The organism is Lacinutrix jangbogonensis, assembly GCF_000797445.1.
GTDB lineage: Bacteria > Bacteroidota > Bacteroidia > Flavobacteriales > Flavobacteriaceae > Lacinutrix > Lacinutrix jangbogonensis.
This window is the reverse complement of record NZ_JSWF01000019.1, coordinates 12,997-36,603: the sequence shown is the minus strand read 5'-3', so window position 1 is coordinate 36,603 and position 23,607 is coordinate 12,997. Positions and strand designations below refer to the sequence as shown.

Genomic DNA, 23,607 nt, shown 5'->3' with positions numbered 1-23,607 from the left:
AAGCAGATATAGTGTCGTTTGTAATTTTTTTTGTGGAATCCATTCAAAACCCATGGTTGCAAATTTTGTTGTGAAGAGCAATTAATACTTCTCTTATAAAATAATGAAATTATTTCTTTAGTTATGTTTGTTTTACTTTTATTAAACAAGTTTAAAAAAATATAAAGTCAATAAAATAAAATACTTCAAAGCTTATATTATTGTTAATAACTCCTATTAAATTTTAGTTTCAAAATTCTGAATTCTGAATTGAATTTTTAACTTTGTTATTCGTTTAAAATAAGTCTTAATCTAGCATCGCAAGATGCTGAAACATGTTCAACATAAATTGGAACCCTTTGTAGTATCGGCCAGAAAGTACAGACCACAATCGTTTAAAGACGTTGTTGGGCAAAATGCTATTACAAATACATTACTTAATGCTATTGAAAACAATCACTTAGCGCAAGCTCTATTGTTTACAGGTCCTCGTGGTGTTGGAAAAACCAGTTGCGCACGTATTCTAGCTAAAATGATTAATAGCGATGGCACAGAAACTGGAGAAGAAGATTATGCTTTTAATATTTTTGAGTTGGATGCAGCATCAAACAACTCGGTAGATGATATTAGAAGTCTAACAGACCAGGTGCGTATTCCTCCTCAAGTTGGAAAATACAAAGTCTATATTATTGATGAAGTACACATGCTTTCCCAAGCCGCTTTTAATGCGTTTTTAAAAACATTAGAAGAGCCACCAAAACATTGCATTTTTATTTTAGCGACCACCGAAAAACATAAGATTATCCCAACGATTTTATCGCGTTGCCAAATTTTCGATTTTAAACGTATTACGGTTAAAGATGCTAAAAATTACTTAAAGTATATTGCAAAAGAACAAGGCATAAATGCAGACGATGATGCCCTTCATATTATTGCACAAAAAGCAGATGGAGCCATGCGTGATGCACTGTCTATTTTCGATCGTGTCGTAAGCTTTTCGGGAAAAGAATTAACACGACAGGCAGTTACAGAAAATTTAAACGTACTAGATTACGAAACGTATTTTACCAGTACAGACTTAATACTGGAGAATAAAATTCCAGATTTATTACTTCAGTTTAACGAAACCTTATCTAAAGGCTTCGATGGACACCATTATGTTGCAGGTTTAGCCTCGCACTTTAGAGATTTGCTAGTTTGCCAAAACCCAGTAACAATAGAATTGCTGGAAGTTGGAGACCAGACTAAAACAAAATATTTAGAACAATCTAAAAAAGTATCTCAAGCCTTTCTACTAAAGGGCATTGAACTGGCTAACGAAACGGATTTAAAATACAAATCCAGTAAAAACCAACGCTTACTCGTTGAACTTTGCCTAATGCAGCTTGCCTCTATCACTTTTGATGGAGAAAAAAAAAATAGCAGTCGGTTCATAATTCCGCCTTCATATTTTAAACGTGTTGGTATTAGACCAGTTACTATTAGTAAACCTTTAGAGCCAACCACTACAAATACAAAGCAAGTCATTGAAAACAAACTAGAAACAGTTGTGGCTTCAATACCAAAAACTGTTACAACTCCGGAGATCACTAAACCAAAAATTGTTTTAAATTCTAAAACAAAACGAACTTCGGGTTTATCCTTAAGCAGTATTCGTGCTAAAAAAGAGCATGAAATAAAGCAAATGGATGTCGTTGTAGATGAAGAAGATTTACCCAAAGAAGCTTTTGATCAAGAGGAATTAACCGAAGTTTGGAACACTTTTGTTTTACAAATTGAAAGCGAAGGTAAAATGAACCTTGCTTCTATTCTATCTATAGACAAACCCAAATTACAAGGCACCACAATTCATTTAACATTCCCTAATGCTACAAATAAAGTAGAAGTTGAAAGACAGTCTTTCGATTTGTTACAATTCCTTAGAAAAAGCCTTAAAAACTACGATATAAGCTTAAATATTGACGTTAATGAAGAAATGCAAAAGAAATTTGCCTACACACCAGACGAGAAATACGAAAAACTAAAAGAGAAAAATCCTAATATCGAGCTGCTTAGAAAGACGTTTGATTTGGATCTTTAAAAGACTAAAAGTCTACTGTGTTTTTAGATACAAAAACAAAGAGTAATTTATATAACCTTTAAAAATTTCAGATGAAAAACAGTCTCATAATTTTACTTATTGTTGCCTTTGCATTTATTGGCTGTGATGGTAGAGATCGTGGACAGAGCTCTAATAATGAAATATTTAGCGGTCAAAATCTAAAACAATCTTTTTCTGATAAAATAATCCATATTCCCGAAAATTATACTGAAGCTGAAAGAGATACTATCTTAAATAATGGTTTTAAAATTACTATTAAAGCTTATACAGATATGGATAATTATGTTTTAAAAACTGAGAAGAAAAGCGCGATAACACACAAATCTTATTATAGAGATGCAAAAATTTCATTAAGAGTATTACTAAAAGACGAAGTAGTTTTTTCTGAAATTATTGATAAAAATTTTATTATCGCACATAATCCAAATTTTAAAAATTATTTAAATAATACTATTCTTAGAGATATTAATTACGTTGAAATTTATGATGATAACATATTAAAAATGAATATCGATTATTACAACCCTTTAAAAAAAGAGTATAATCGATTACACTTAATAATAAATAAAGACAAAACGTATTCAATTAATAGGAATACTATTTAAAATAAAACTAATACAAGTTAATAATGCTAGGACTTAAACTACCAACAGATCCACGTTGGGTAAACATTGTCGAAAAAAATATTGAAGATATTTTAGTTGACCATGCTTTTTGCGAACAAAAAGCAACAAGCACAGCGATTTCACTAATTGTAAGCTTTCCAGAATACTCAGATTTAGTTCAAGAAATGGTGGCTTTGGTAAAAGAAGAGATTAGCCATTTTAAAATGGTTCATGACTTAATATTACAAAACGGTTGGGTTTTAGGCAGAGACCGTAAAGATGAATATGTTGCTAAAGTACTTCAGTTTTTTCCTAAAGGAGGAAGTAGAACTACGCAATTGGTGCATAGATTACTTTATGCCGCATTAATTGAAGCACGTAGTTGTGAGCGTTTTAGATTGCTTTCTGAAGAATTAGTAGATAAAGAATTAGCTGAGTTTTACCGAAAACTAATGGTAAGCGAAGCAAACCATTATACTATGTTTTTAGGTTTTGCTAGACAATATGGAGATAGAAAAGAAGTCGATGAAAAATGGCAAGCACTTTTAGATTTTGAAGCTGAAATAATAAAAAAATTAAGTAACAATGAAACCATTCATGGTTAATATTTGTATAGTAGACGGTTAAAATTTTTATAATAATACATACAAAATAACAGGTATTGGAAATAATGTTTTTTTAAAAAATTAGTAAAAAGCCTTGGTAAAGGGACACAATTTAGCAGGCAGGACTGATCTGTTTTAGAAAATGATGCGCCTATTACATTAAAAATATTTCCAAATCCTACAGAAAACACGCTTTATATTAATAATAAGAAAGCTACTGATTATTCTATACATTCTATTGGAGGCAAAAGAGTTAAGACAGGAAGATTATCTAAAAACGGCAGTTTATTTTTAAGTAAATTAAAAAGTGAGATTTACTTTATTTCTCTAAATACTGGAATTAAAAAAGAAACGATAAGGTTTATAAAAAAGTAAAGGCATAAAAAAACCAATACAAATTGTATTGGTTTTTTAGTTTTATAAATAGTTGGTCTGGTTAAAACTTTACACCAAATCCTAATTGCATGTTATGGTTATTAGCTTTTAAATTAGTGTCATCGTCAAATATATTGGTAAACCCATAATTGTATCTAAAGTCTAAAAAGAATTCATCTGTAATCATGTATTCAGCACCAGCTAAACCTGAAAACGCAAAATTCTGTATACCATCTTCATAACCATGAACTTTTAAACCAACTTGTGGTCCAAGACCTATAGCAAGTTTTTCTCCTACTTTCATCTTAAAAAATAATGGTAATTGTATGTAATCTAAACGTAGTGCTTTTTCTTTTGCTCCTTCTGCAGAGAATTGAATTTCTGGTGCAAAAGACACTTTATCAGATAGCACGTATTCAACAAAAAAACCAATTGCAAAACCATTTCTATGCACGTTATCAATTCCTCCTGGTACGTTAGGCTGAAAATCTAAATTTGAAATATTATAACCAACACGAACACCTGACAATAAATCTTGCGAAAAGCCATAAATTGAAAACATTGCAAAAACTGCGATAAGTATTATTTTTTCATAAAGTATAATTTTAATATTTTTTTTAAGATAAGCAAATATAAATTTTTTTAACATAACTTTAATCAATAAAAAGATAAAGTGCTTATTTTAACTTTGTATGACTTAAAATGGTCTCTTTATACATGCTTTTTATAATCCCATCTGCCAATCCAATCTTTGGTACGTAAATATCTTTTGCGCCACTCCATTTCATTGCAGACAAATAAATGCGTGTTGCAGGTATAATTACATCAGCTCTATCTGGGTTTAGATTAAGCTGTGTAATACGTTCTTCGTAAGAATAGCTTTGTAACATATTATAATACGATGTTAAGTAGAAATACGTAAGTGGCTTTCCCAAAGCTTTTCCAGAAGATTTGAAAATGTTATTAATATTGCCTCCAGATCCAATAACTTCTATAGTATCGTAATGCTTTGTTGCCGTTTTGACCCATTGTTCTAATTCTAGCCAAGTATCTTTTTTAACAATATCATTTAACAACCGAACCGTACCTACTTTAAAAGACTTAGATATTGTTTTTTCTCCATTGTAAATAACACTAAACTCTGTACTTCCACCACCAACATCTACATATAAATAGGTTTTGTTTTTGTCTATAAAAGAGCTTAAATCTGTTGCTGCAATTATTGTCGCTTCTTCCTCTCCGCCAATAATATCAATAGTTATTCCTGTAGATTCTTGAATTAAATCTGCTACTTTTTCACCATTACTTGCTTCTCGCATTGCCGAGGTTGCGCAAGCTTTGTATTTATCTACACGATGCGTTTTCATTAACAATTTAAAAGCTAGCATAGTATCTAACATTCGTTTTGTATTTTCTTTTGAAATCTCATCATTTAAAAACACATCTGCTCCCAAACGAATAGGTACTCTAACTAACGACGTCTTTTTAAAACGTGGTGGTTTGTTTGCCTCTTCTATAACACTGGAAATAAGTAACCTTACCGCATTCGACCCAATATCTATTGCGGCATATTTAAGTATTTTAAGCATTAACTTAATTGGTTTTTATAATAGTTATACGATTCAAATTGTGCTCTTTTACTTTTATTATCGTCACGTTTATAAGTATTAGTTTGATTCTTATCTAAAATTCTTGATTTTACATTGTCTTTCCAACAGATATTAAAAGTATCTAATAATTCGTTTTTAATCTCTTTATCGTAAATAGGACAGCTTACTTCTACTCTATTTTCTATATTTCTCGTCATCCAATCTGCCGATGAAATATACACTTTTGGGTCGTTATTATTACAAAAAACATAAAGTCTTGTATGCTCTAAAAATTTATCAATTATACTAACGACCTTTATATTTTCGCTCATGCCTTTAACACCTGGTACAAGACAACAAATACCGCGAACAATCATATCTATAGTAACACCTGCATTACTAGCTTGGTATAATTTATTAATCATGCTATAGCTAGAAATACTATTCATTTTTAAACGAATATAAGCTGGTTTTCCTGCCTTCTTATTATTAATTTCATTTTCAATTAAGCTAAAGAATGCGTTTTTAGTGTAATGTGGAGAAGTTATAATATGCTTGTATCTGTATACTTTATAATTAACAGAAAAGAAATTAAACACTTTACTGATATCTTTTAATATTTTCTGATTTGCCGTAAACAGTGTGTAATCTGTATATATTTTAGCTGTAGATTCATTAAAATTACCAGTGCTTATAAATCCGTAACGTACAATTTTGTTGTGTTCTTCGCGTTCAATTAAACACATTTTACTGTGTACTTTCAAACCCTGTACTCCAAAAATAAGCTGAATGCCTTCACGTTGCATTTGTTCTGCATAATCAATATTTGCCTGCTCATCAAAACGTGCTTGAATTTCCATAGACACCGTCACTTTTTTACCATTAATTGCAGCATTAATTAAAGAACTTGCAACATGCGAAATTTGTGCTAATCTGTAAATAGTGATTTTTATGGTTTTAACCTTTGGGTCTAATGCCGCTTCTCTTAAGAATTTTACTGTATATGCAAACGTATGGTATGGTGTATATTGTAGGTAATCTTTTTTTGCAATAGCTTCGAATATACTCGTCTCTAAACTTAGTCCTTTTACTGGTAGTGGTTCTATTTTATTATAAAGCAAATCTGTTCTTCCTAAACTAGGAAAACTCATATAATCACGTCTGTTATGGTATCTTCCACCTGGAATGATACTATCACTACTTTCAATACCCATTTTAGCCATCAAGAAACTCAACGTTTCTTTGTCTATGGTTTTATCGTATACAAAGCGCACAGGTTGTCCATCTTGTCTGTCTTTAACACTATCGCTAATTTTTTCCATGAAACTTTTACTCAAATCACTTTCAAGATCAAGTTCTGCATCACGTGTAATTTTAATCATGTGAGCAGAAATGGTATTATAATCGAAAATGTTGAAAATATCATCTAAACAATACCTTAAAAGATCGTCTAACATTATTATAGAATTTTTGTTACCTTCCTTTGGAAGGACTACAAAACGATCCATATTTTTAGAAATCTCTATTAACGCATATTGCTTTTCTCCACTCTCTAAAGACATATTAATGGCAAGATAAGCGGCACTATCTTTAAGATTTGGAAGTTTTATTTTATCATTTAATATTATAGTCACTAATGCAGGACTTACATGTTGTATAAAATAATTTTTTATGAATTTTTTTTGACTTTCACTAATTTGAGTTTCATTAACAATAAATATATCTTTCTCTTTTAGTTTAGACTGTATATTACTTAAAATTTTTAAACTTTCAGATTGTTGTTTAATTACTGTATCGGTTATAATTTCTAGTAAATCTGAAGCCTTAATGCCGCCTAATTGGTTTTTACCTGCTTTTCCAGCTTCGTCAATTCGTTTTACTGTTGCATAACGTACTTTAAAAAACTCATCTAAATTATTAGAAAATATACCTAAAAAACGCAAGCGTTCTATTAGCGGAACACTTTCATCTTCAGATTCTTGCAGGACTCTTCCATTAAACTGCAACCAGCTTAACTCTCTGTTAATATAGGTGTAATTCTGGTTTGATTTTTTTCTCATATTAAAAGCATTTCAACACAAATATATTCTATTATAAGCTTTATACCGTTTCTACATTAAAGTTATTACAGTAATTTAAATGTAGAATTGGTATTATTTTAAATGTTTTGGAAATACAATTTTATCTGTTTTTCCTGCACGTAAATCTTTCCAACTATTAATTTCAAAATTAATTTTCACAAAACCCGAAGTAGGCACGTTTTCGATAAAAATATCTCCAAAATTATTTACAAAATTTGTAAGCGCGTAATTATGTCCAAAAATCATAACACTATTTGCGCTATCATCTATAGACTCGATAACATGTTGAAGTGATTCGCCAGTAAAATCATATAATGCTTTCAAATATTCAATATTTACGTGTGTTAACGATAAATTTTTAATAAAAATATCTGCAGTTAATTTTGTTCTATTTGCGGCACTACACACTATTTTATCAACACCTGTAAATTTCTTTTTTAAGTGGTTAGAGACCAAAGTAGAATCATTTATTCCTCTTTTTTTTATAGGGCGCTCAAAATCTGGTAATTCATTTTTCCAACATGATTTTGCATGTCTTACTAAATACAATGTTTTCATCTTTTAGTTGTTTTTTATATAGCAGTGCTATGGTGCTAATCTATTTTTTATCCAAAAGTAATTTTCGTCAAGCTTATAATGAATCCGATCATGCAATCTATTAGGCCGTCCTTGCCAGAATTCTATTTCTACAGGCTTTATTATAAAACCTCCCCAAAACTCAGGTCTTGGTATTTCTTTTCCTTCAAATTCCTTTTCAAGCGCTATCAATTTAGATTCTAAAACGTCTCGATCTTCTAATATAGCACTCTGTTTAGAAACTATAGCTCCTAATTGGCTTCCTCTAGGTCGAGACTCAAAATAACCATCACTTAAATTATCTGCGATTTTTTCTGCTTTACCTTTTATTATAATCTGTCTTTCGGCTCCAGCCCAAAAAAACGACAAACATACTTTTGGATTCATTTGTATGGCTTGCCCTTTTTCACTTTCATAATTAGTAAAAAAAATAAAACCTTCGTAGGTATATCTTTTAAGGAGTACTACTCTACTTTTAGGAAAACCATTTAAACCTATTGTAGAAATCGTCATGGCATTAGTTTCATCCTCTGGAAAATGAGCATCTATTTCATTAAACCAACTTCTAAATAATTCTAAAGGGTTTTCTGGTGTGTCTTTAAGTAGTAATTCACTTTTCTCGTAAGACTTTCTATAATTTCCTAAATCTTTTTCCATAGTTGCAATTTACGAGAATTAAAAATAATTTTAAAAAAAATAATAACTTTAGAATCTAAATTTTAATTAAATATCGAATTTATGTTTTACATATCATTAGTTAATAAAATTAATAATTCGCTATTCAATTATACTAAGCATAATACCCTTGTAACTAAACAAATAACAATGGTTTAATTAAAGATGTTAATAAAACAAATAGACAAAAGATTAAAAGCAATATATTTATAAGATAATAACAACACCTAAAATGAAATTTGAAGATTCTCAAATAAGTAAAGAGCTTACTTTTACAGTTAAAGAATTACCTTTTGGTAAACTGTATTTCTTTCCTAAATTTATTATTTCAGAAATGGATTATGGTATTCATTTGGACTGGGCTAAAATAGAAAAAGTAATAAAAGCTATTTTTTCACATTATGGAATGAATTGTAAGATTGGGTATATCTCCAATAAAGTTAACTCTTATTCCTTTGAACCAACTTTATGGACCAAATTTTATAAAAATTACGATTTTATTATTGCTAGCGTATCTGTTTGCTATTCACATATTAATTATATTAATGCAACTCTTGAAAAACAGTTTTCGAAGAAAAGCGTAAAAAGGACAGATAACATAAAAGATTCTATAAAATGGATTACAAATTTAAAAGAGTTTAATGTGTAAATAAAGGTTTTTAGGAACCAGCAATCTTATACAAAAAATAAAAATAATTACCGTATTTAAAAATAAAAACCATTATTATTATCTGTGAGTTATACATTTTTAAAATGCTCAATAGTTGTCATTTATAAGAATTAAAAATCATCCTAAAAAAATTCAATAAATTTAGAATTATAATTTGATTCAAAACAATGAAATTCACTTGCGCAATTGATATAAATGCAGACATTAAAACCATTCAAGCAGCATTTTTTAATACTGATGATATGAAATACTATCAAGATGGTTTTCAATCCAAAACGCTTATTCGCGGTAATCCCGGTGAAAAAGGAGCAAAATCTAAATTAGTATTCGATAAACTAGAACTTATTGAGACCATTATTGTTAACGATTTACCAGAGAATTTTCTTGCACTTTACGAACATAAGCACACTACAAATACAATGCACGTAAGTTTTAAGCCTCTTGCTAATAATAAAGTACGCTACACGTCTATAGTAGAATATACTAAGCTTAATGGGTTGGTTATTAAACTAATCGCTAAAGTTTATCCAAGTATGTTTAAAAAACAAATTGATAAATGGCTAAAACAATTTAAAACACACGTTGAAAACAAATGATATACTCGCAAATACTCGTAGGTTTAATATTAATAATCTGTGGCTTTTTGGTGAAAAAACACCCGAATTTAATTGCTGGCTACAATACAATGTCTCAAGCAGAAAAAGATAACGTTAATATTAAAGAGCTTTCTAGCTTTTTAAAACAACTACTTATAGGTTTAGGTCTTTTTTCAATTCTTAGTTACTTCCTTTTACAATACTTTGAAATTGTAGATCATAAAATTCTATATATAAATACTGTAGCATTAGTAATTGGTTTAATTTTAGGACTGGTTTATTCAAACACACATAAGAAGTTTAAGACTTAATTGTAAATTTGCAAAACACAATTCTATTGTTCAAAATATATACAAATTTTACAAAAAACGTTTTAATTAGAATTTTGTGGACTCAATATATTAAAATCTAAAAAACCAATTCCTTAAATGAAAAAAGCTTTTTTTTTATCTCTTCTACTCTTAGTACTTGTGTCTTGTGCAATAGAAGAAAAAATAAATGCTTCTAATATTGAAGAAAACATTGATTTACTTGATTATCCTACAACAGAAATTGAAGTTCCTTTTCAAGGTATCATCGAAGAATATTTAACATTATCAGCAACAAACCTTAAAGCTAATAAGTTGAAATTTAAATTTAATGATATTTTAACTGATGCTTACCAATATAATACAGACACTGTAAAGGTTCAAGTTACCCGAGCTTTAGATGCCGTTAATTCTCAAATAAAGATTTACAAATCTTCTAATGATAGTTTAATACACACCTCTAGTTTTCAATTAAAAGCTCCACTAATTTCTGGAGTTGAAAAAACTATAGTAGAATTTGATGAAAGCATATGGATATATGGTAATAATTTTGATATCGATCCAAGTTATCTTGAAGTTAAACTAAATGGAAACAGTGTCAATATAAACGAAACTTCAACAAATTCCATTCAAATTATAATTCCAAATACTATTAATGATCAGAATATAGATATTTCAGTCTATGCTCAGCTTCAACAAGTTAATGTGCAACAAATTATGAGTTTAAAAGTACCTGAGATAACGAGTACAGACCAAACGGTTAACGTTGGTGGTATTATGGAAATTGAAGGTGTGAATTTTAATACTAATCCAGAGAATGGCCAATTTATTATTAATAATGAAATTGTTGCAAATACAGTCTCTATAGAAAATACAGGTTTAGCAAGAATTAGAGTACCTTATGGACCTTATGAGGCATTTGAAATATTTAAAATAAGCTATGAAACTGCAGGAATGCAAACAGAATTTAATACCAATATTACTATTGATTCTGATTATATTTTATACACTAAAAATAATATTTACCCTTCTTCAAATGTTCGCCATTTTAATAACAAATCTTATGCTTTTGTAAATGATAGTCAAGATGCTAATGGAGTACCAATAAATGATCTGTATGAGCTAGATTATACTACAAGAGCATGGACAAAAATAAACACGGTCTCTTTTCTTGGTTACAGTTTTAGAGAAACAATAACAGATAATGGCGAACTTTTTGTTTTTGCCACGCAATATGGCAGTACTTCTAATTCGTTTTATAAAGTTGATTTAAATAATTTTAGTATTACAACCATTGTTAATCCCATAAATAACTCTCTAAGAAGTTCGCCCGCATTTTTTTATTTTAACAATCAAATTATTTTTGGAAAAGGTAGACAAGGAAATGGCGCCACAGATAACTATTATACAGATTTATATAGTTATAATATTAGTTCTCAGTCATGGACTACATTAGCGAGTGATAACTCAGAGTTTTATTCTGATAATGATTACAATTTTCAAAATAGTAAGTACATCTCTACTTATACAGTACAAACAGGTACTATAGACGAATTAAATATTTTTGACCCTCTAAATAATACGTTTACAGCTGTTATACCTTCAAGTTTTTATCAAACTGAAAACGTTTTTAATTATTTAAATAAATTAATGAGAGTAAATTTGATTCAAAGTATAGACCAATCCTACTTTTATGAATATAATAGTCAAAATTTGATTACTACTTTAGATACGCAACAATTACAGAGTACATCAAAATATTTTGCTAAAGACGATAAAGTCTTTTTTTACTCATCCATTACAAATAATGCTTACGCTCCAAGCAATGGCTTTTATTTATTAAACCCAAATATTAGCAATCAATTTTAAAATTCAAAAACCTTACCATCGTCTGCAAGTTCTACGTTTTTAAAATGTTCCTGAGCTTCAGTTTTAAAGACGTTTAAATCGTCGTAGCGTGTAGAATAGTGTCCAAGTAACAAAGTGCCAACATTGGCTTGCTTAGCAATACTTCCTGCTTCTTTAGCTGTACTGTGTTTTGTTTTAGGCGCTAAATGCGCATGTTGTTCTAAAAATGTAGACTCGTGGTATAACATATCTACATTTTTTATAATAGGTACAATATCTTCCTTATATGCTGTGTCGCTGCAAAAAGCATAGCTTTTAGCTTTATCGGGAGCACATGTAACGGTTTCATTTTTTATAAGTTGCCCGTCATTGTTTTCAACATCAAAACCTTGTTTTAATTTTCTATAATAAGCAACATCAATATTCGCATTTAAAACGGCATTCATATCTAACTTACGTTCTCCATCTTTTTCTTTAAAAAGAAAACCATTAGTATAAACACGATGGTCTAGAGGAATAGTATGTACTTCTACTTTATCATCTTCAAAAATTAATTCTGAATTTTTACTAGTAAGCTCATGAAAAATAAGATTGAAATTTGTCCATGAATTCGCTAATTTCATTTGAAGCGTAATCACTTCTTTTAAGCCTTTTGGTGCATAAACATGTAAATCGGCTTCACGCGTTAACAATCGCATCGTAGAAATTAAACCTACTAAACCAAAAAAATGATCTCCATGTAAATGTGATATGAAAATATGTTTAATACGTGTAAATTTAATCTTATGTTTACGCAATTGTACCTGGGTACCTTCTCCACAATCAATTAAGAATACATGATTTTTAATGTCTAAAACTTGCGAAGTAGGATTAGTAAACGTTCCTGGTGTAGCGCTGTAACAGCCTAATATATTTAACTTCATGTGAGTTGTGAGTTGCGTTTTGGAAAGTTGTTAAGCTGAATTGACATAACGACAAACAACTAAACGACAAACTTTATTAGAATCCTAAATCACGTTCCATATCTTCCATTTCAATAATATCGAAAGCTTCTTTAAGTGTAGGAACAACAATAATTTCATCTGGAGCCTCATTAGCATTTATTGCATTTGTAACGACTACAAACGAATTTTTTGCTTCACGATGTTTATTAGAAAGTCTCAAAAACTCGTTAACGTTTTGTATCGTTATCTTACCTAAAGACGATAGCTTAATGATGATATTATGCTTTTCGAATTTTGGATATAAAGCTTCCAATTTCTTTACTAATTCAATAATAGTAGCCTTTTCTTGCGTAATGATTGAAATATTTTCCTCTTGATCTATTATCATAATTTACTGTTTTATTTTTGAAGCTAATAAATATATTACTGCCATCCTAACTGCTACTCCGTTTTGCACTTGATCTAAAATGATTGCCTGTTTAGAATCTGCCACATCACTTGTAATTTCAACACCTCTATTAATTGGTCCTGGATGCATAATGGTAATTTCTTTATTTAAAGAATCTAGTAATGCTTTATTGACACCAAATTGTTGAGTATATTCTCTGGTTGATGGGAAATAACTAATATCCATACGTTCGTTTTGAACGCGTAACATGTTTGCCACATCACACCATTCTAATGCTTTACGTAAGTTGGTTTCTACCTTAACTCCTAATTTATCTATATACTTTGGTAATAATGTTTTTGGCCCGCAAACCATAACGTTAGCGCCTTGCAATTTTAAAGCGTATATATTAGATAATGCAACACGACTATGCAATATATCACCAACGATTACTACATTTTTTCCAGCAACATCTCCTAAGCGTTCTCGTATTGAATAAGAATCTAAAAGTGCTTGTGTAGGATGTTCATGTGCTCCATCTCCCGCATTTATAATATTCGCCTTAATATGTTTTGAAAGAAACACACATGCACCTGGATTTGGATGACGCATAACGACCATATCCACTTTCATAGATAGAATATTATTTACTGTATCTATTAAAGTTTCACCTTTTTTAACTGAAGATTGGCCTGCAGAAAAGTTTATAACGTCTGCAGAAAGTCTTTTTTCCGCTAGTTCGAAAGAAAGTTTGGTTCTTGTAGAGTTTTCAAAAAACAAATTAGCAATCGTAATATCTCGAAGCGAAGGCACTTTTTTAATGGGTCTATTAATCACTTTTTTAAAATGATCTGCTGTTTCAAAAATAAGTTGAATATCTTTTTCTTGAAGGTTTTTAATTCCTAATAAGTGATTAACACTTAACTCGCTCATATTTTTTAGTCTTCAGTTGGCAGTCTTCAGTTGCCTGTTGTTATTCATTAAAATTGAAATCTATTTCCGAAATTATCTTATTATCTAAACTGTATGCTATCTCGACTTTATTTGTTTATTTCTCTTGTTGTAGATTCCTGCTTGCACAGAAATGATAAACCTATAACCTTTATTACTGTTAATTACTATGAGAACTTCACAGTAATAGACTTGAGAAACTTTTAACTAATACTAACTATTCACTAAATAAACAGCATCTTCTCCATCATTCTCTTTCCAGCTTACTATTACTTTTTCTTCGTTTATAGCATCTACTTGTCTTCCTCTATAATTTGGCTGTATTGGTAAATGTCTACTAAAGCGTCTGTCTATTAGCGTCAACAACTCTATTTCATTAGGTCTACCAAAAGATTGAATAGCAGTTAATGCAGCGCGAATACTGCGTCCTGTATATAATACATCGTCTATAAAAACAACGTTTTTATCTTCAACTATAAAATCTATTTCTGTAGAATTTGCTTCGTGTATTTTATCTCCACGACGAAAATCATCGCGATAAAAAGTAATGTCTAAAAGGCCTAATTGCAAGTTTTTAATCTTGTATTCTGTTGTTAGCATTTGCGCTAAACGATTGGCTAAATACTTACCTCTTGGTTGCAAGCCAATTAAAACGGTATTAGAAAAATCTTTGTGGTTTTCAATTAATTGGCAAGCCAATCTATGAAGAATGATGTTTATGTCTGTTGCATTAAGTAACACTTTCTGACTCATATACGCTGTAAGGGTATTTGAAGAACAAAGTTAGGTTAAATTATTTGAAGTAAAAAGATAAATTGAAAAATGAAAGTTACGATGAGGCGACTTCGCTAGTCACGGGCTTTGTAAAAGACTTTTAAAAAAACCTGAATTAATAAAACCACTTCGATATTAAAATGTTTCAAAAAAAAGCATAAAAAAAGCCCCTCGTTTCCGAGAGGCTTTTAAAATATTCAATAAATATATTCAGAAAATTATTTCTTTCCGTCTAATTTATCTTTTAGAGCTTGTAAAGCTTCATTTGCATCACCTAAAGTTGGTTTAGATTCAGCAGCTTGAGAAGCTTGTTTAGCTTGTGCAGCTTTAACATTTGCCATCTCTTCTTCTTTAAAGATTGCAGTATGCGAAGCAACTACTCTCTTAAACTCTTTGTTAAATTCTATAATTTTGAATTCAGCAGAATCGCCTTTCTTCAATTTCTTACCATCTTCTTTTTCAAGGTGACGAGAAGGAACGAATGCTACGATATCTTCATTAAAATCAATAGTTGCACCTTTATCTACAACTTCAGCAATTTCTGCTGTGTGTACAGATCCTAAAGCGAACTCAGTTTCGTATTTATCCCAAGGATTATCAGTTGTTTGTTTATGACCTAAAGATAATTTACGTCCTTCAACATCTAACTCTAATACTACTACTTCTAAAGTATCACCTACGTTTGTAAACTCAGATGGATGCTTAATTTTCTTAGTCCAAGATAAATCTGAGATATAAATTAATCCGTCGATACCTTCTTCTAATTCAACAAAAACACCAAAGTTTGTAAAGTTACGTACAATACCTTTGTGGTTTGAACCTACAGGATATTTAGTTGTAATATCTGTCCATGGATCTTGCGATAATTGCTTGATACCTAATGACATTTTACGATCTTCTCTATCTAAAGTTAAGATTTGAGCATCGATTTCATCACCAACTTTTACAAAGTCGTTAGCTGAACGTAAGTGTGTAGACCAAGACATTTCAGAAACGTGAACTAAACCTTCAACACCTTCTGCAACTTCGATAAATGCACCGTAATCTGCGATTACAACTACTTTACCTTTTACTTTGTCTCCAACTGCTACGCTTTCACCTAATGCATCCCAAGGATGTTTAGATAATTGCTTAAGACCTAATTGGATTCTTGATTTGTTTTCATCAAAATCAAGGATTACAACATTTAATTTCTGATCTAACTCAACAATCTCATTTGGATGGTTAATTCTTGACCAAGATAAATCTGTAATATGAACTAATCCGTCAACGCCACCAAGATCTATAAAGACACCATAAGAAGTAATATTCTTAACAATACCCTCTAATACTTGACCTTTTTCTAATTGACCGATAATTTCTTTTTTCTGTTCTTCAATATCAGCTTCAATAAGCGCTTTATGAGAAACGACTACGTTTTTGAATTCGTGGTTGATTTTCACAACTTTAAATTCCATAGTTTTATTTACGTATTGATCGTAATCTCTAATTGGCTTAACGTCAATTTGAGAACCTGGTAAGAAAGCTTCGATTCCGAAAACGTCAACGATCATTCCACCTTTTGTTCTACATTTAACGAAACCATTAACGATTTCACCAGTATCGTGTGCATTGTTTACACGATCCCAAGCTTTAATAACACGTGCTTTTCTGTGAGATAATACTAATTGTCCTGTTGCGTCTTCACGAACATCGATTAATACTTCTACTTTGTCTCCAACTTTTAAATCTGGATTGTAACGAAATTCGTTTAAAGAAATAACACCTTCAGATTTTGCGTTAATGTCAATAATAACATCACGGTCTGACATGAAAACTACTTCTCCAGTTACAACCTCATCATCTAATGTGTCAACGAAATTTTCTGATACTAATTTTTCAAATTCTTTTAATTGAGAATCTTCAACCTCATCAATACCTTCTTGGTAATTGTGCCAGTTAAATTCTTCTAAGAATTTTTCAGGGTTTGCTTGAGCTTCAGATATTACTGGAGCTTCTTTTGTTACTGCTGCTTCTTGAGCTTCTGCTGCAACTTCTGTTTGTTTTGCTTTTTCAGCCATTTTAAAGTAATTCTGCGATGTCTTTTTATTAGATTTCTACTTTTGTAAAAACACTATTACATCGCGTTGTATTCTGTAGGTTATGGAAGACTCTAAAGCACTAACACACAGAAGTGTTATAAATAATTTGTTTTAATCCCTTTTTTATCTTTCCTTGAGGTGCTAAAAAGGAGTGCAAAAGTAATACTTTTTAATAAAATTACCTAATACCTATTAAGAAGTTTAAAAGGCCTGTGTTTTAAGGCTATAAAGATTGATGGACTTCTATTATTTAAAACTTAAATTCAACTGTATTAAAGCTTAATCGTTAATACTAATTACAATATCTCATAATTTGAACAACCAGAAAAACACAAATTTTGATTAGGATAATTAAGTGAATAATTACTATCTTGTAATACATACGAGGTTAACAATAAAAAGAACAAATAATTATGGTAAAAGCAAAATATCAAGGTGTACTTGATTTAGGTGAAAAATTAAACATTCAAAACGGAGATGTTTCTGAAGCTAATGGTGTATTAACAGTAAAAGGAACTGCTGCTACACAATATCAAAAGAATTTACTTTGGGATGAAATAAAAGCTTCTGGTGGTGAAAACCCAAGCGATATCGTAGCAGATATTACTGTTGCAGATACAAGCGTTTTTGCACGGCACACTGTTAAAAGTGGAGAAACTTTAGGCGCTATTTCAAAACACTATTATGGAAGTGCTGGGAAATACAACACTATATTTAAGGCGAATACAGATATTTTAAAAAATCCAGATGTTATTCATCCAGATCAAGAATTAATAATACCGCATGCATAGAAATTAATAGCAATTTCTTTAAAAAAGTGAGTTGACAAGTGTTAGCTCGCTTTTTTTTTGTCCAGAACTCATTTTGATATTTTTTGATCCATGAATAAGGTTTCGAATATTTTAAGCATCATTTTGAATAAGTAACGTATCGATAACACGTTTTAAATTAGAAAGCTTCTCGATACAATTCCTCATATTTCGTAAGCACTCGAAGTGACATAAGCATATAACTTGATGTAAACTATTATAAAACAAATCAGCTACTCAAAGTCTTCAAAAGTCATTGCTACCAAACCAAGCACTTTTTCAAACTGTTCTTCTAAAGACAAATCGCTATTATCAATCTCAATAGCATCGTCGGCTTTACGCAATGGAGAATCTTCTCTATTAGAATCTATATAATCGCGTTCTTGAACGTTTTTTAAAACAGCTTCGTAAGTTACATCGTCTCCTCTATCTATTAACTCTTCGAAACGTCTTGTTGCTCTTTTTTCTGCGGAAGCTATCATAAATAGTTTTAACTCTGCATATGGGAATACAACAGTACCAATATCTCTACCATCCATAACAACGCCTTTGTCTTTTCCCATTTGTTGTTGTTGCTTTACCAATTGGTATCTCACTTCTGGAATGGCTGCTACTCTACTAACATAACTAGAAACCTCTAGAGTTCTAACGGCTCTTTCTATATTTACACCATTTAAATGGACCTCAGCAAAACCTAAGGCTTTATTAAATTTAAAAGTAATAGTAATGTCTCCTAGTTTTTCTACTAAAGCATTTACATTAAAATGGTCTTTAGTAATAAAACCCTGTTGCATAGTAAACAAAGTTACTGCACGATACATGGCTCCTGAATCTACATAAATGTAGCCTAAATGATTAGCGAGCTGCTTTGCAACTGTACTTTTTCCTGTGGATGAAAAACCGTCTATGGCTATGGTAATATTTTGCACTTTGTTGATTTGGGTTTAATTATTTATTTTGAAGCGTTCGTTTAACGGTCTTGTGCATGATTTCATTACATGTTTAGGTAACTAATTTAGCAAAAGAAAACGAGTCAAAGGAACATCCGTAGGATTTTTATAGTAATCATTAAACTAGCAATGAATTATACTGGTTGTTAAGTACAGCTTTTATTCCATTACCAATATTCATAGATTCGAGATATTTTTCCTTTTTTAAATTCAAAAAGTGTCATTTGTGCTTCTTCTTCCTTAATTCCGTCATCCTTTTTTTGCACATATACTCTGTGAACAACTACAGCGCTTAATCCTATAATTTTGTTTAATACTTTTATAGTAATGATTGATCCATCGTAACGACCGTTTTTCTGATTCCTAACATAACCATTGTATAAATCTTCTCGCGTATAAGTGCCTCCATATTTAGGATGAACATATGTAAAATCATCTGTAAAAAGTTCAAAAATTCTATCGATGTCTTCTATAGATGAATTAGACTGAAATGTTTTAAGGTTAAGATCATAATATTTTTTAACCAAAATATTTAATGAATCTTTATGAGCTTTTGTTACATCTTGAGCTCTCATTTGTTGCGTAGTAAAAAAAAGAAGTAAAATTGTAGAAACTACTATTTTTAAGTGTATTTTCATAAGTGACCTTGTCTGTTTTAAATTGTACCTAATAATCGTCGATATAAAATTGTTTCAATACTAAAATAAATTCAGCCCAAGTATTTTATAGTATACGTTACACGAAGTTAGCTTATTTTTTTCATAAAGTCAAGCCTTAACAACCTTATCTAACTCTAAAAAAAAGGTAACATTACGCTTTCACTTGTATAGAAAACATAAGTGCTTTGGCAGTATCGAAATAGGTGTCAAAAATCTTTTTTTCCGAATGATAGTACATACAGTAATACCTGTTATTAAAAGTAAAATATGTTCTGTTTACTTTATAAATTGTTTTACCTAATTTAAAGCTTAAAGTATAACTGTAAGTCTCACCAAATTTTGTTTGAAAGACTTCATTTTCAAATTCATAAGCATCGCGATAACTAGCAAAATTATAAAAGTCTTTTTTCGCTACTTTTTCTAGAGGTTTATTTTTAGTATTTAAATACTCTAGATTAAATATTTTTGTAATACTTTTATAATAAGAATTACCCAAAACTGAAGGTGAATAGGCAGCAAATCCATGATCAAAAACAAAGTGCCAACCTTTTGGCATTTCTGCTGTAAAATGGCGATATGCAATGGCATCTTGCAAAGTATTAATGTTTACTTTTTTTGTAGTTTTTGTAATGGACTCTGTTGGTTTACAACTCACTAAAAGTATCATTAATAGAAGTAAGTATCTCATGTTTTATTTTTTAAAATTTGATTTGCAACAATTTTTTTCTGATAAATAAAAAAAAGCTTATGTTAATTGCAGCAAGCCGTAGTCATTTTTTTTAAGATTATTATTTGATATCACTTCCTTTCCAAACCCCATTAACCAGCATTGGTAAAGCATTTAATTGTCCAAAATGTTTATCAAGATTTTGATTACGAGAGAATTGCTTGGGCGGATTACTTGTATATATTTTTACAGTCTCTTTTAATTTCATAATTCCTTCGTCGGCACTAAAACTAAAATCTCTTTCTCTAAGTAGTTTCTCTCCTTGAAAAAGCTGATGTTTTCTGCCATATCCATAATCTCCTAAATCAGAGTTCTCAACTTTTAAAATTTGGTTTCCCTTTTTATAAGAAACAAATTCTCCCATATAATCTCCGCCACTTTCTTCACTCTTGTTAATTTTCTCCCATTCCTTCAAGTTAAAAGTCCCAAAATGTTGAAAATTTAAGTGTGTATCATCAATTATATCATTTCCTTTAATTTCATCTTTATATTTAACGGCGCCTCCAAATACCCATCCTTCTTTGTTGTTAAAGACAACTTTCAACCAGAATTCATTGTAAGAAAGAGATCTAAGAACAATAATTTCTTTTTCGTCTGAAGTCTCTCCCGTGAAAGTTAATGCATCATCTTTATTTACAACTGCTATAGCGTTACTTTTAGAATTAGGTTCAGATCGAATGTTAAGATTATCTACCCAAGAAAAAAGTAGTTTATCGGTTACTTTATCCTCAGTAATTTGTGTTGAATTTTGATCGACAGTTTCAGGAATCGGTTTATTGATTTCAGGGATAGAAACTGGAGTTATTTCTTTTGATTTGGAATTATTTTGGCAAGCAAAAAAGAAACTAAAAAAAGTAAGACAAATAATTGAATGTCGTAATACTATTAAGCTGTGAATTCTCATAATGATTAAAAGTATTTATGGGTTAAAAAGCGCTCTAAAGAGTTTCTAAGATAACAAATCCATAATATACTTTTTACAATAAGATAAAAAAGCTTGGGTGTTTTTTTTTTTACAACTTCAAATATTCATTACCTTAAATCAATCTGCAAACCAAAGAAGTTCGCATTTGAAGCCGCTGTATATTTAGCGTGTGTATAGCTAAAACGCATTTTGTTTAGCTTAATAGAGAAACCAGCAGAAATACCAGAGAAGTTACGTTGATCTTCGATACGTAATTCTTCGGCACGTCTAAAATTATAACCTAAACGAATATTAAAACCTTTATCTGGAAAAAGCTCTGCTCCTAGTATTGTATGTCTAATAACTTGCCCTAAAAACCCAACTTTTTCTTGTTCTTGGTTACCTTCTAAATCTGTAGTTGCTCTCGCTGGATTAGATTCTCCAATTGGCCATTGCTGTAAATTCTCGAAAGTTAAATGCCAACGTAATGGTACATTCTCCAAGGTTTGAGATAAACCTATATCTATTTCTAAAGGTAAAGCTTCTTGTGTGTCTTCGTAAGTTGTAATTTGTGTACCTAGATTTCTAATGACTATAGTACCTTGAAATTCTAAACGCTCATCTCTATACATAAGCGCTAAATCGGTCGCTATACCTATAGAGTTATATTGTTCTAAACTAGAATTAATAATCTTTAGATTTGCGCCACAATAGAAATCGCTATAACCAATTTGTGCTGCATAACCAACAGATAAAGCAACCTCAGATCCTGAAAAATCACCTGTAGATTCTCCGTTTTCATTATAACCAGAAAAATCACCATAATTGATATAAGTAATTCCGGCATGATAGGTTTGTACGCGTCTATCTACAGTATATGCATAAGCAGCAGTCCCATAATTAACACCACCTAAATAGCTAGTGTAATTAAGTGCTAATTGGTTATCCATTTCTATATTAATAGCAGATGGATTGTATAGTGCTTGTGTAACATCCCAATCGATATTAGTTAACACCTTACCTCCTAAAGCGGCTTGCCTTGGAGAAGAGACTAAATTTAAAAATTGATAAGTAGATTGTCCACCTAATTGCGCATAGCAATAGATGTTAAGTAGGACAAAGCAAAAAGTAGTAATTTTTTTAAGCATAAAGTGGCAAAAGTAACTAAATCTATCTTAAAACGTTGAGATGTGTTTTTTATTTTATTATAAGTTCTTGACCAATGCTAATAATATTGCTTTCTAAGTTATTAAGCTGTTTCAACTCTTTAACCGAAACATTAGCATTCTTAGCAATATGGTACAATGTGTCTCCCTTTTCTACCACATAAAACGAGTTCTCAATAATTTCTGACGAAGTATTATATCCAATTCTAATCTTCTGGTTTACACTAATTACGTTGTTTGTAAAATTATTTAAGCTCTTTATCTGAGCCATACTAATTCCATATTTCTTAGAAATGAAATATAACGTTTCTCCTTTACTAACATTATGAACTCTATCTTCCATGAGTTTAGGAGTTGTGTCTCCCTTTTCTACCACGTAAAGCGAGTTCTCAATAATTTCTGACGAAGTATTATTTCCAATTTTAATCTTCTGGTTTACACTAATTAGATTGTTTGTTAAATTATTTAAGCTCTTTACCTGAGCCACACTAATTCCATATTTCTTAGAAATGAAATATAACGTCTCACCTTTACTAACGTTATGAACTCTATCTTCCATGAGTTTAGGAATTGTGTCTCCCTTTTCTACCACGTAAAGCGAGTTCTCAATAATTTCTGACGAAGTATTATTTCCAATTTTAATCTTCTGGTTTACACTAATTAGGTTATTTGTAAAATTATTTAAGCTCTTTATCTGAGCCACACTAATTCCATATTTCTTAGAAAGGAAATATAACGTTTCTCCTTTACTAACGTTATGAACTCTATCTTCCACGAGTTTAGGAGTTATAACATTAGTATTAGTTGTTATAGTGTCTACTGCACTAGTATTTGTGGTTACATACTCGTTTTCAGAAGCATGACTATTTGGAGTACCATCAGTAAATGTATAAACACCCGTTATGGTATTAATTTTCGCGGGTTTACCATCAATAATTACATCTTCTATATTCTCTTGCGAAAATGCAGCTAAACTAATTATGCACGAGAGTGCTAGGAACAATATTTTCATAAATATGTGTATTCTTTATTTTAGTTTTTATGCTAAACTTGTTTCTGTAAAGACAGAAATATAATCTGACTTGTTTTTTTACAGTACCTCTCAATCTCTTACCAATAGCAAGATTGTTATTCTATTTAATTAAAGCATCACCTGTAATATTGTATTGAAATAGCCCAGACCACATTTCATTTTCCCTAAGTTACAATAAGTTCAATTCTCTGCGGCCTTATATTACTCAGCAAA

Annotated in this window: 25 protein-coding genes; 9 read left to right on the top strand and 16 right to left on the bottom strand. The window is 30.4% G+C overall.

All coding sequences use genetic code 11. From position 1 onward, the window contains the following. Nucleotides 1-328: 328 nt before the first annotated feature. The 4 genes from dnaX (at nucleotide 329) to RH82_RS19210 (ending at nucleotide 3,665) form a co-directional block, all read left to right on the top strand. Nucleotides 329-2,059, top strand: a complete 1,731-nt coding sequence (gene dnaX / locus RH82_RS04165; protein WP_034058695.1) for a DNA polymerase III subunit gamma/tau — start codon at nucleotides 329-331, stop codon at nucleotides 2,057-2,059. Between the two features lie 71 nt (nucleotides 2,060-2,130). Continuing rightward, nucleotides 2,131-2,685 carry a hypothetical protein gene (locus RH82_RS04160; RefSeq protein WP_034058348.1) on the top strand — a complete coding sequence of 185 codons (555 nt, stop codon included), beginning with the start codon at nucleotides 2,131-2,133 and terminating at the stop codon, nucleotides 2,683-2,685. Between the two features lie 23 nt (nucleotides 2,686-2,708). After that, nucleotides 2,709-3,290, top strand: a complete 582-nt coding sequence (gene miaE / locus RH82_RS04155; protein WP_034058347.1) for a tRNA-(ms[2]io[6]A)-hydroxylase — start codon at nucleotides 2,709-2,711, stop codon at nucleotides 3,288-3,290. A 153-nt stretch (nucleotides 3,291-3,443) separates the two neighbouring features. After that, on the top strand, nucleotides 3,444-3,665 hold the full coding sequence (locus RH82_RS19210; RefSeq protein ID WP_081979186.1) for a T9SS type A sorting domain-containing protein: 222 nt from the start codon (nucleotides 3,444-3,446) through the stop codon (nucleotides 3,663-3,665). Between the two features lie 61 nt (nucleotides 3,666-3,726). Here RH82_RS19210 and RH82_RS04150 read toward each other — a convergent pair whose 3' ends face one another. The 5 genes from RH82_RS04150 to pdxH all read right to left on the bottom strand — a co-directional run bounded on the left by RH82_RS04150 (nucleotide 3,727) and on the right by pdxH (nucleotide 8,568). Then, nucleotides 3,727-4,314, bottom strand: coding sequence for a porin family protein (locus RH82_RS04150; protein WP_081979179.1), 588 nt, complete (start codon nucleotides 4,312-4,314; stop codon nucleotides 3,727-3,729). Between the two features lie 28 nt (nucleotides 4,315-4,342). Then, a complete protein-coding gene (locus tag RH82_RS04145; protein WP_034058346.1) occupies nucleotides 4,343-5,254 on the bottom strand; it encodes a Ppx/GppA phosphatase family protein in 912 nt (303 codons plus the stop codon). After that, nucleotides 5,254-7,314, bottom strand: coding sequence for a polyphosphate kinase 1 (gene ppk1 / locus RH82_RS04140; RefSeq protein ID WP_034058345.1), 2,061 nt, complete (start codon nucleotides 7,312-7,314; stop codon nucleotides 5,254-5,256). Before ppk1 ends, RH82_RS04145 begins: the two co-directional genes overlap by 1 nt. 93 nt (nucleotides 7,315-7,407) lie before the next feature. Continuing rightward, complete coding sequence (locus RH82_RS04135) at nucleotides 7,408-7,893, bottom strand: SixA phosphatase family protein (RefSeq protein ID WP_034058344.1); 486 nt, start codon at nucleotides 7,891-7,893, stop codon at nucleotides 7,408-7,410. A gap of 27 nt (nucleotides 7,894-7,920) precedes the next feature. Continuing rightward, nucleotides 7,921-8,568: a pyridoxamine 5'-phosphate oxidase gene (pdxH, locus tag RH82_RS04130; RefSeq protein WP_034058343.1), complete on the bottom strand. Its 648-nt coding sequence runs from the start codon at nucleotides 8,566-8,568 to the stop codon at nucleotides 7,921-7,923. A 250-nt stretch (nucleotides 8,569-8,818) separates the two neighbouring features. Here pdxH and RH82_RS04125 point away from each other — a divergent pair, with 250 nt between their 5' ends. From RH82_RS04125 to RH82_RS04110, 4 genes are all read left to right on the top strand, one after another. Next, entirely contained in the window at nucleotides 8,819-9,235 is a 417-nt protein-coding gene (locus RH82_RS04125) for a hypothetical protein (RefSeq protein WP_034058340.1), read from the top strand. 188 nt (nucleotides 9,236-9,423) lie between these two features. Then, nucleotides 9,424-9,852: an SRPBCC family protein gene (locus tag RH82_RS04120; protein ID WP_034058337.1), complete on the top strand. Its 429-nt coding sequence runs from the start codon at nucleotides 9,424-9,426 to the stop codon at nucleotides 9,850-9,852. Beyond that, nucleotides 9,849-10,163 carry a DUF3784 domain-containing protein gene (locus RH82_RS04115; RefSeq protein ID WP_052158201.1) on the top strand — a complete coding sequence of 105 codons (315 nt, stop codon included), beginning with the start codon at nucleotides 9,849-9,851 and terminating at the stop codon, nucleotides 10,161-10,163. Before RH82_RS04120 ends, RH82_RS04115 begins: the two co-directional genes overlap by 4 nt. 117 nt (nucleotides 10,164-10,280) lie before the next feature. Then, nucleotides 10,281-12,029, top strand: a complete 1,749-nt coding sequence (locus RH82_RS04110) for an IPT/TIG domain-containing protein (RefSeq protein WP_034058334.1) — start codon at nucleotides 10,281-10,283, stop codon at nucleotides 12,027-12,029. Here the strand turns inward: RH82_RS04110 and RH82_RS04105 are convergent. The 5 genes from RH82_RS04105 to rpsA all read right to left on the bottom strand — a co-directional run bounded on the left by RH82_RS04105 (nucleotide 12,026) and on the right by rpsA (nucleotide 17,125). Then, nucleotides 12,026-12,931, bottom strand: a complete 906-nt coding sequence (locus tag RH82_RS04105) for a ribonuclease Z (RefSeq protein ID WP_034058332.1) — start codon at nucleotides 12,929-12,931, stop codon at nucleotides 12,026-12,028. The genes RH82_RS04110 and RH82_RS04105 overlap by 4 nt on opposite strands. Nucleotides 12,932-13,007: 76 nt before the next feature. After that, nucleotides 13,008-13,340, bottom strand: a complete 333-nt coding sequence (locus RH82_RS04100; RefSeq protein WP_034058331.1) for a hypothetical protein — start codon at nucleotides 13,338-13,340, stop codon at nucleotides 13,008-13,010. 3 nt (nucleotides 13,341-13,343) lie between these two features. Further along, nucleotides 13,344-14,273 carry an aspartate carbamoyltransferase catalytic subunit gene (locus RH82_RS04095; protein ID WP_034058330.1) on the bottom strand — a complete coding sequence of 310 codons (930 nt, stop codon included), beginning with the start codon at nucleotides 14,271-14,273 and terminating at the stop codon, nucleotides 13,344-13,346. A 231-nt stretch (nucleotides 14,274-14,504) separates the two neighbouring features. Then, nucleotides 14,505-15,044 carry a bifunctional pyr operon transcriptional regulator/uracil phosphoribosyltransferase PyrR gene (pyrR, locus tag RH82_RS04090; protein ID WP_034058329.1) on the bottom strand — a complete coding sequence of 180 codons (540 nt, stop codon included), beginning with the start codon at nucleotides 15,042-15,044 and terminating at the stop codon, nucleotides 14,505-14,507. Nucleotides 15,045-15,283: 239 nt separating this feature from the next. Next, entirely contained in the window at nucleotides 15,284-17,125 is a 1,842-nt protein-coding gene (gene rpsA, locus RH82_RS04085) for a 30S ribosomal protein S1 (protein ID WP_034058327.1), read from the bottom strand. A 434-nt stretch (nucleotides 17,126-17,559) separates the two neighbouring features. Between rpsA and RH82_RS04080 the strand changes: the two genes are divergently transcribed. Then, nucleotides 17,560-17,937: a LysM peptidoglycan-binding domain-containing protein gene (locus tag RH82_RS04080; protein WP_206420406.1), complete on the top strand. Its 378-nt coding sequence runs from the start codon at nucleotides 17,560-17,562 to the stop codon at nucleotides 17,935-17,937. A 251-nt stretch (nucleotides 17,938-18,188) separates the two neighbouring features. On the opposite strand, the gene cmk is transcribed toward RH82_RS04080, so the two are convergent. From cmk to RH82_RS17675, 6 genes are all read right to left on the bottom strand, one after another. Then, nucleotides 18,189-18,884 (bottom strand): (d)CMP kinase, encoded by a 696-nt coding sequence (cmk, locus tag RH82_RS04075; RefSeq protein ID WP_034058324.1) that lies wholly within the window; start codon nucleotides 18,882-18,884, stop codon nucleotides 18,189-18,191. A gap of 188 nt (nucleotides 18,885-19,072) precedes the next feature. After that, a complete protein-coding gene (locus RH82_RS04070; RefSeq protein ID WP_034058323.1) occupies nucleotides 19,073-19,543 on the bottom strand; it encodes a nuclear transport factor 2 family protein in 471 nt (156 codons plus the stop codon). Nucleotides 19,544-19,715: 172 nt separating this feature from the next. Continuing rightward, entirely contained in the window at nucleotides 19,716-20,252 is a 537-nt protein-coding gene (locus tag RH82_RS04065; RefSeq protein ID WP_156112407.1) for a hypothetical protein, read from the bottom strand. A gap of 100 nt (nucleotides 20,253-20,352) precedes the next feature. After that, nucleotides 20,353-21,195, bottom strand: a complete 843-nt coding sequence (locus RH82_RS04060; protein ID WP_034058320.1) for an SH3 domain-containing protein — start codon at nucleotides 21,193-21,195, stop codon at nucleotides 20,353-20,355. A gap of 128 nt (nucleotides 21,196-21,323) precedes the next feature. Then, entirely contained in the window at nucleotides 21,324-22,343 is a 1,020-nt protein-coding gene (porQ, locus tag RH82_RS04055; RefSeq protein ID WP_034058318.1) for a type IX secretion system protein PorQ, read from the bottom strand. A gap of 49 nt (nucleotides 22,344-22,392) precedes the next feature. Next, on the bottom strand, nucleotides 22,393-23,373 hold the full coding sequence (locus tag RH82_RS17675) for a LysM peptidoglycan-binding domain-containing protein (protein WP_052158200.1): 981 nt from the start codon (nucleotides 23,371-23,373) through the stop codon (nucleotides 22,393-22,395). Nucleotides 23,374-23,607: the final 234 nt, after the last annotated feature.

What these genes read in the sequence shown, in the direction of transcription:
- RH82_RS04160 (WP_034058348.1), top strand. Translation starts at nt 2,131, where the DNA reads ATGAAAAACAGTCTCATAATTTTACTTATTGTTGCCTTTGCATTTATT.
- miaE (WP_034058347.1), top strand. Translation starts at nt 2,709, where the DNA reads ATGCTAGGACTTAAACTACCAACAGATCCACGTTGGGTAAACATTGTC.
- RH82_RS04150 (WP_081979179.1), bottom strand. Translation starts at nt 4,314, where the DNA reads ATGTTAAAAAAATTTATATTTGCTTATCTTAAAAAAAATATTAAAATT.
- RH82_RS04145 (WP_034058346.1), bottom strand. Translation starts at nt 5,254, where the DNA reads ATGCTTAAAATACTTAAATATGCCGCAATAGATATTGGGTCGAATGCG.
- ppk1 (WP_034058345.1), bottom strand. Translation starts at nt 7,314, where the DNA reads ATGAGAAAAAAATCAAACCAGAATTACACCTATATTAACAGAGAGTTA.
- RH82_RS04135 (WP_034058344.1), bottom strand. Translation starts at nt 7,893, where the DNA reads ATGAAAACATTGTATTTAGTAAGACATGCAAAATCATGTTGGAAAAAT.
- pdxH (WP_034058343.1), bottom strand. Translation starts at nt 8,568, where the DNA reads ATGGAAAAAGATTTAGGAAATTATAGAAAGTCTTACGAGAAAAGTGAA.
- RH82_RS04125 (WP_034058340.1), top strand. Translation starts at nt 8,819, where the DNA reads ATGAAATTTGAAGATTCTCAAATAAGTAAAGAGCTTACTTTTACAGTT.
- RH82_RS04120 (WP_034058337.1), top strand. Translation starts at nt 9,424, where the DNA reads ATGAAATTCACTTGCGCAATTGATATAAATGCAGACATTAAAACCATT.
- RH82_RS04115 (WP_052158201.1), top strand. Translation starts at nt 9,849, where the DNA reads ATGATATACTCGCAAATACTCGTAGGTTTAATATTAATAATCTGTGGC.
- RH82_RS04110 (WP_034058334.1), top strand. Translation starts at nt 10,281, where the DNA reads ATGAAAAAAGCTTTTTTTTTATCTCTTCTACTCTTAGTACTTGTGTCT.
- RH82_RS04105 (WP_034058332.1), bottom strand. Translation starts at nt 12,931, where the DNA reads ATGAAGTTAAATATATTAGGCTGTTACAGCGCTACACCAGGAACGTTT.
- RH82_RS04100 (WP_034058331.1), bottom strand. Translation starts at nt 13,340, where the DNA reads ATGATAATAGATCAAGAGGAAAATATTTCAATCATTACGCAAGAAAAG.
- RH82_RS04095 (WP_034058330.1), bottom strand. Translation starts at nt 14,273, where the DNA reads ATGAGCGAGTTAAGTGTTAATCACTTATTAGGAATTAAAAACCTTCAA.
- pyrR (WP_034058329.1), bottom strand. Translation starts at nt 15,044, where the DNA reads ATGAGTCAGAAAGTGTTACTTAATGCAACAGACATAAACATCATTCTT.
- rpsA (WP_034058327.1), bottom strand. Translation starts at nt 17,125, where the DNA reads ATGGCTGAAAAAGCAAAACAAACAGAAGTTGCAGCAGAAGCTCAAGAA.
- RH82_RS04080 (WP_206420406.1), top strand. Translation starts at nt 17,560, where the DNA reads ATGGTAAAAGCAAAATATCAAGGTGTACTTGATTTAGGTGAAAAATTA.
- RH82_RS04070 (WP_034058323.1), bottom strand. Translation starts at nt 19,543, where the DNA reads ATGAAAATACACTTAAAAATAGTAGTTTCTACAATTTTACTTCTTTTT.
- RH82_RS04065 (WP_156112407.1), bottom strand. Translation starts at nt 20,252, where the DNA reads ATGAGATACTTACTTCTATTAATGATACTTTTAGTGAGTTGTAAACCA.
- RH82_RS04060 (WP_034058320.1), bottom strand. Translation starts at nt 21,195, where the DNA reads ATGAGAATTCACAGCTTAATAGTATTACGACATTCAATTATTTGTCTT.
- porQ (WP_034058318.1), bottom strand. Translation starts at nt 22,343, where the DNA reads ATGCTTAAAAAAATTACTACTTTTTGCTTTGTCCTACTTAACATCTAT.
- RH82_RS17675 (WP_052158200.1), bottom strand. Translation starts at nt 23,373, where the DNA reads ATGAAAATATTGTTCCTAGCACTCTCGTGCATAATTAGTTTAGCTGCA.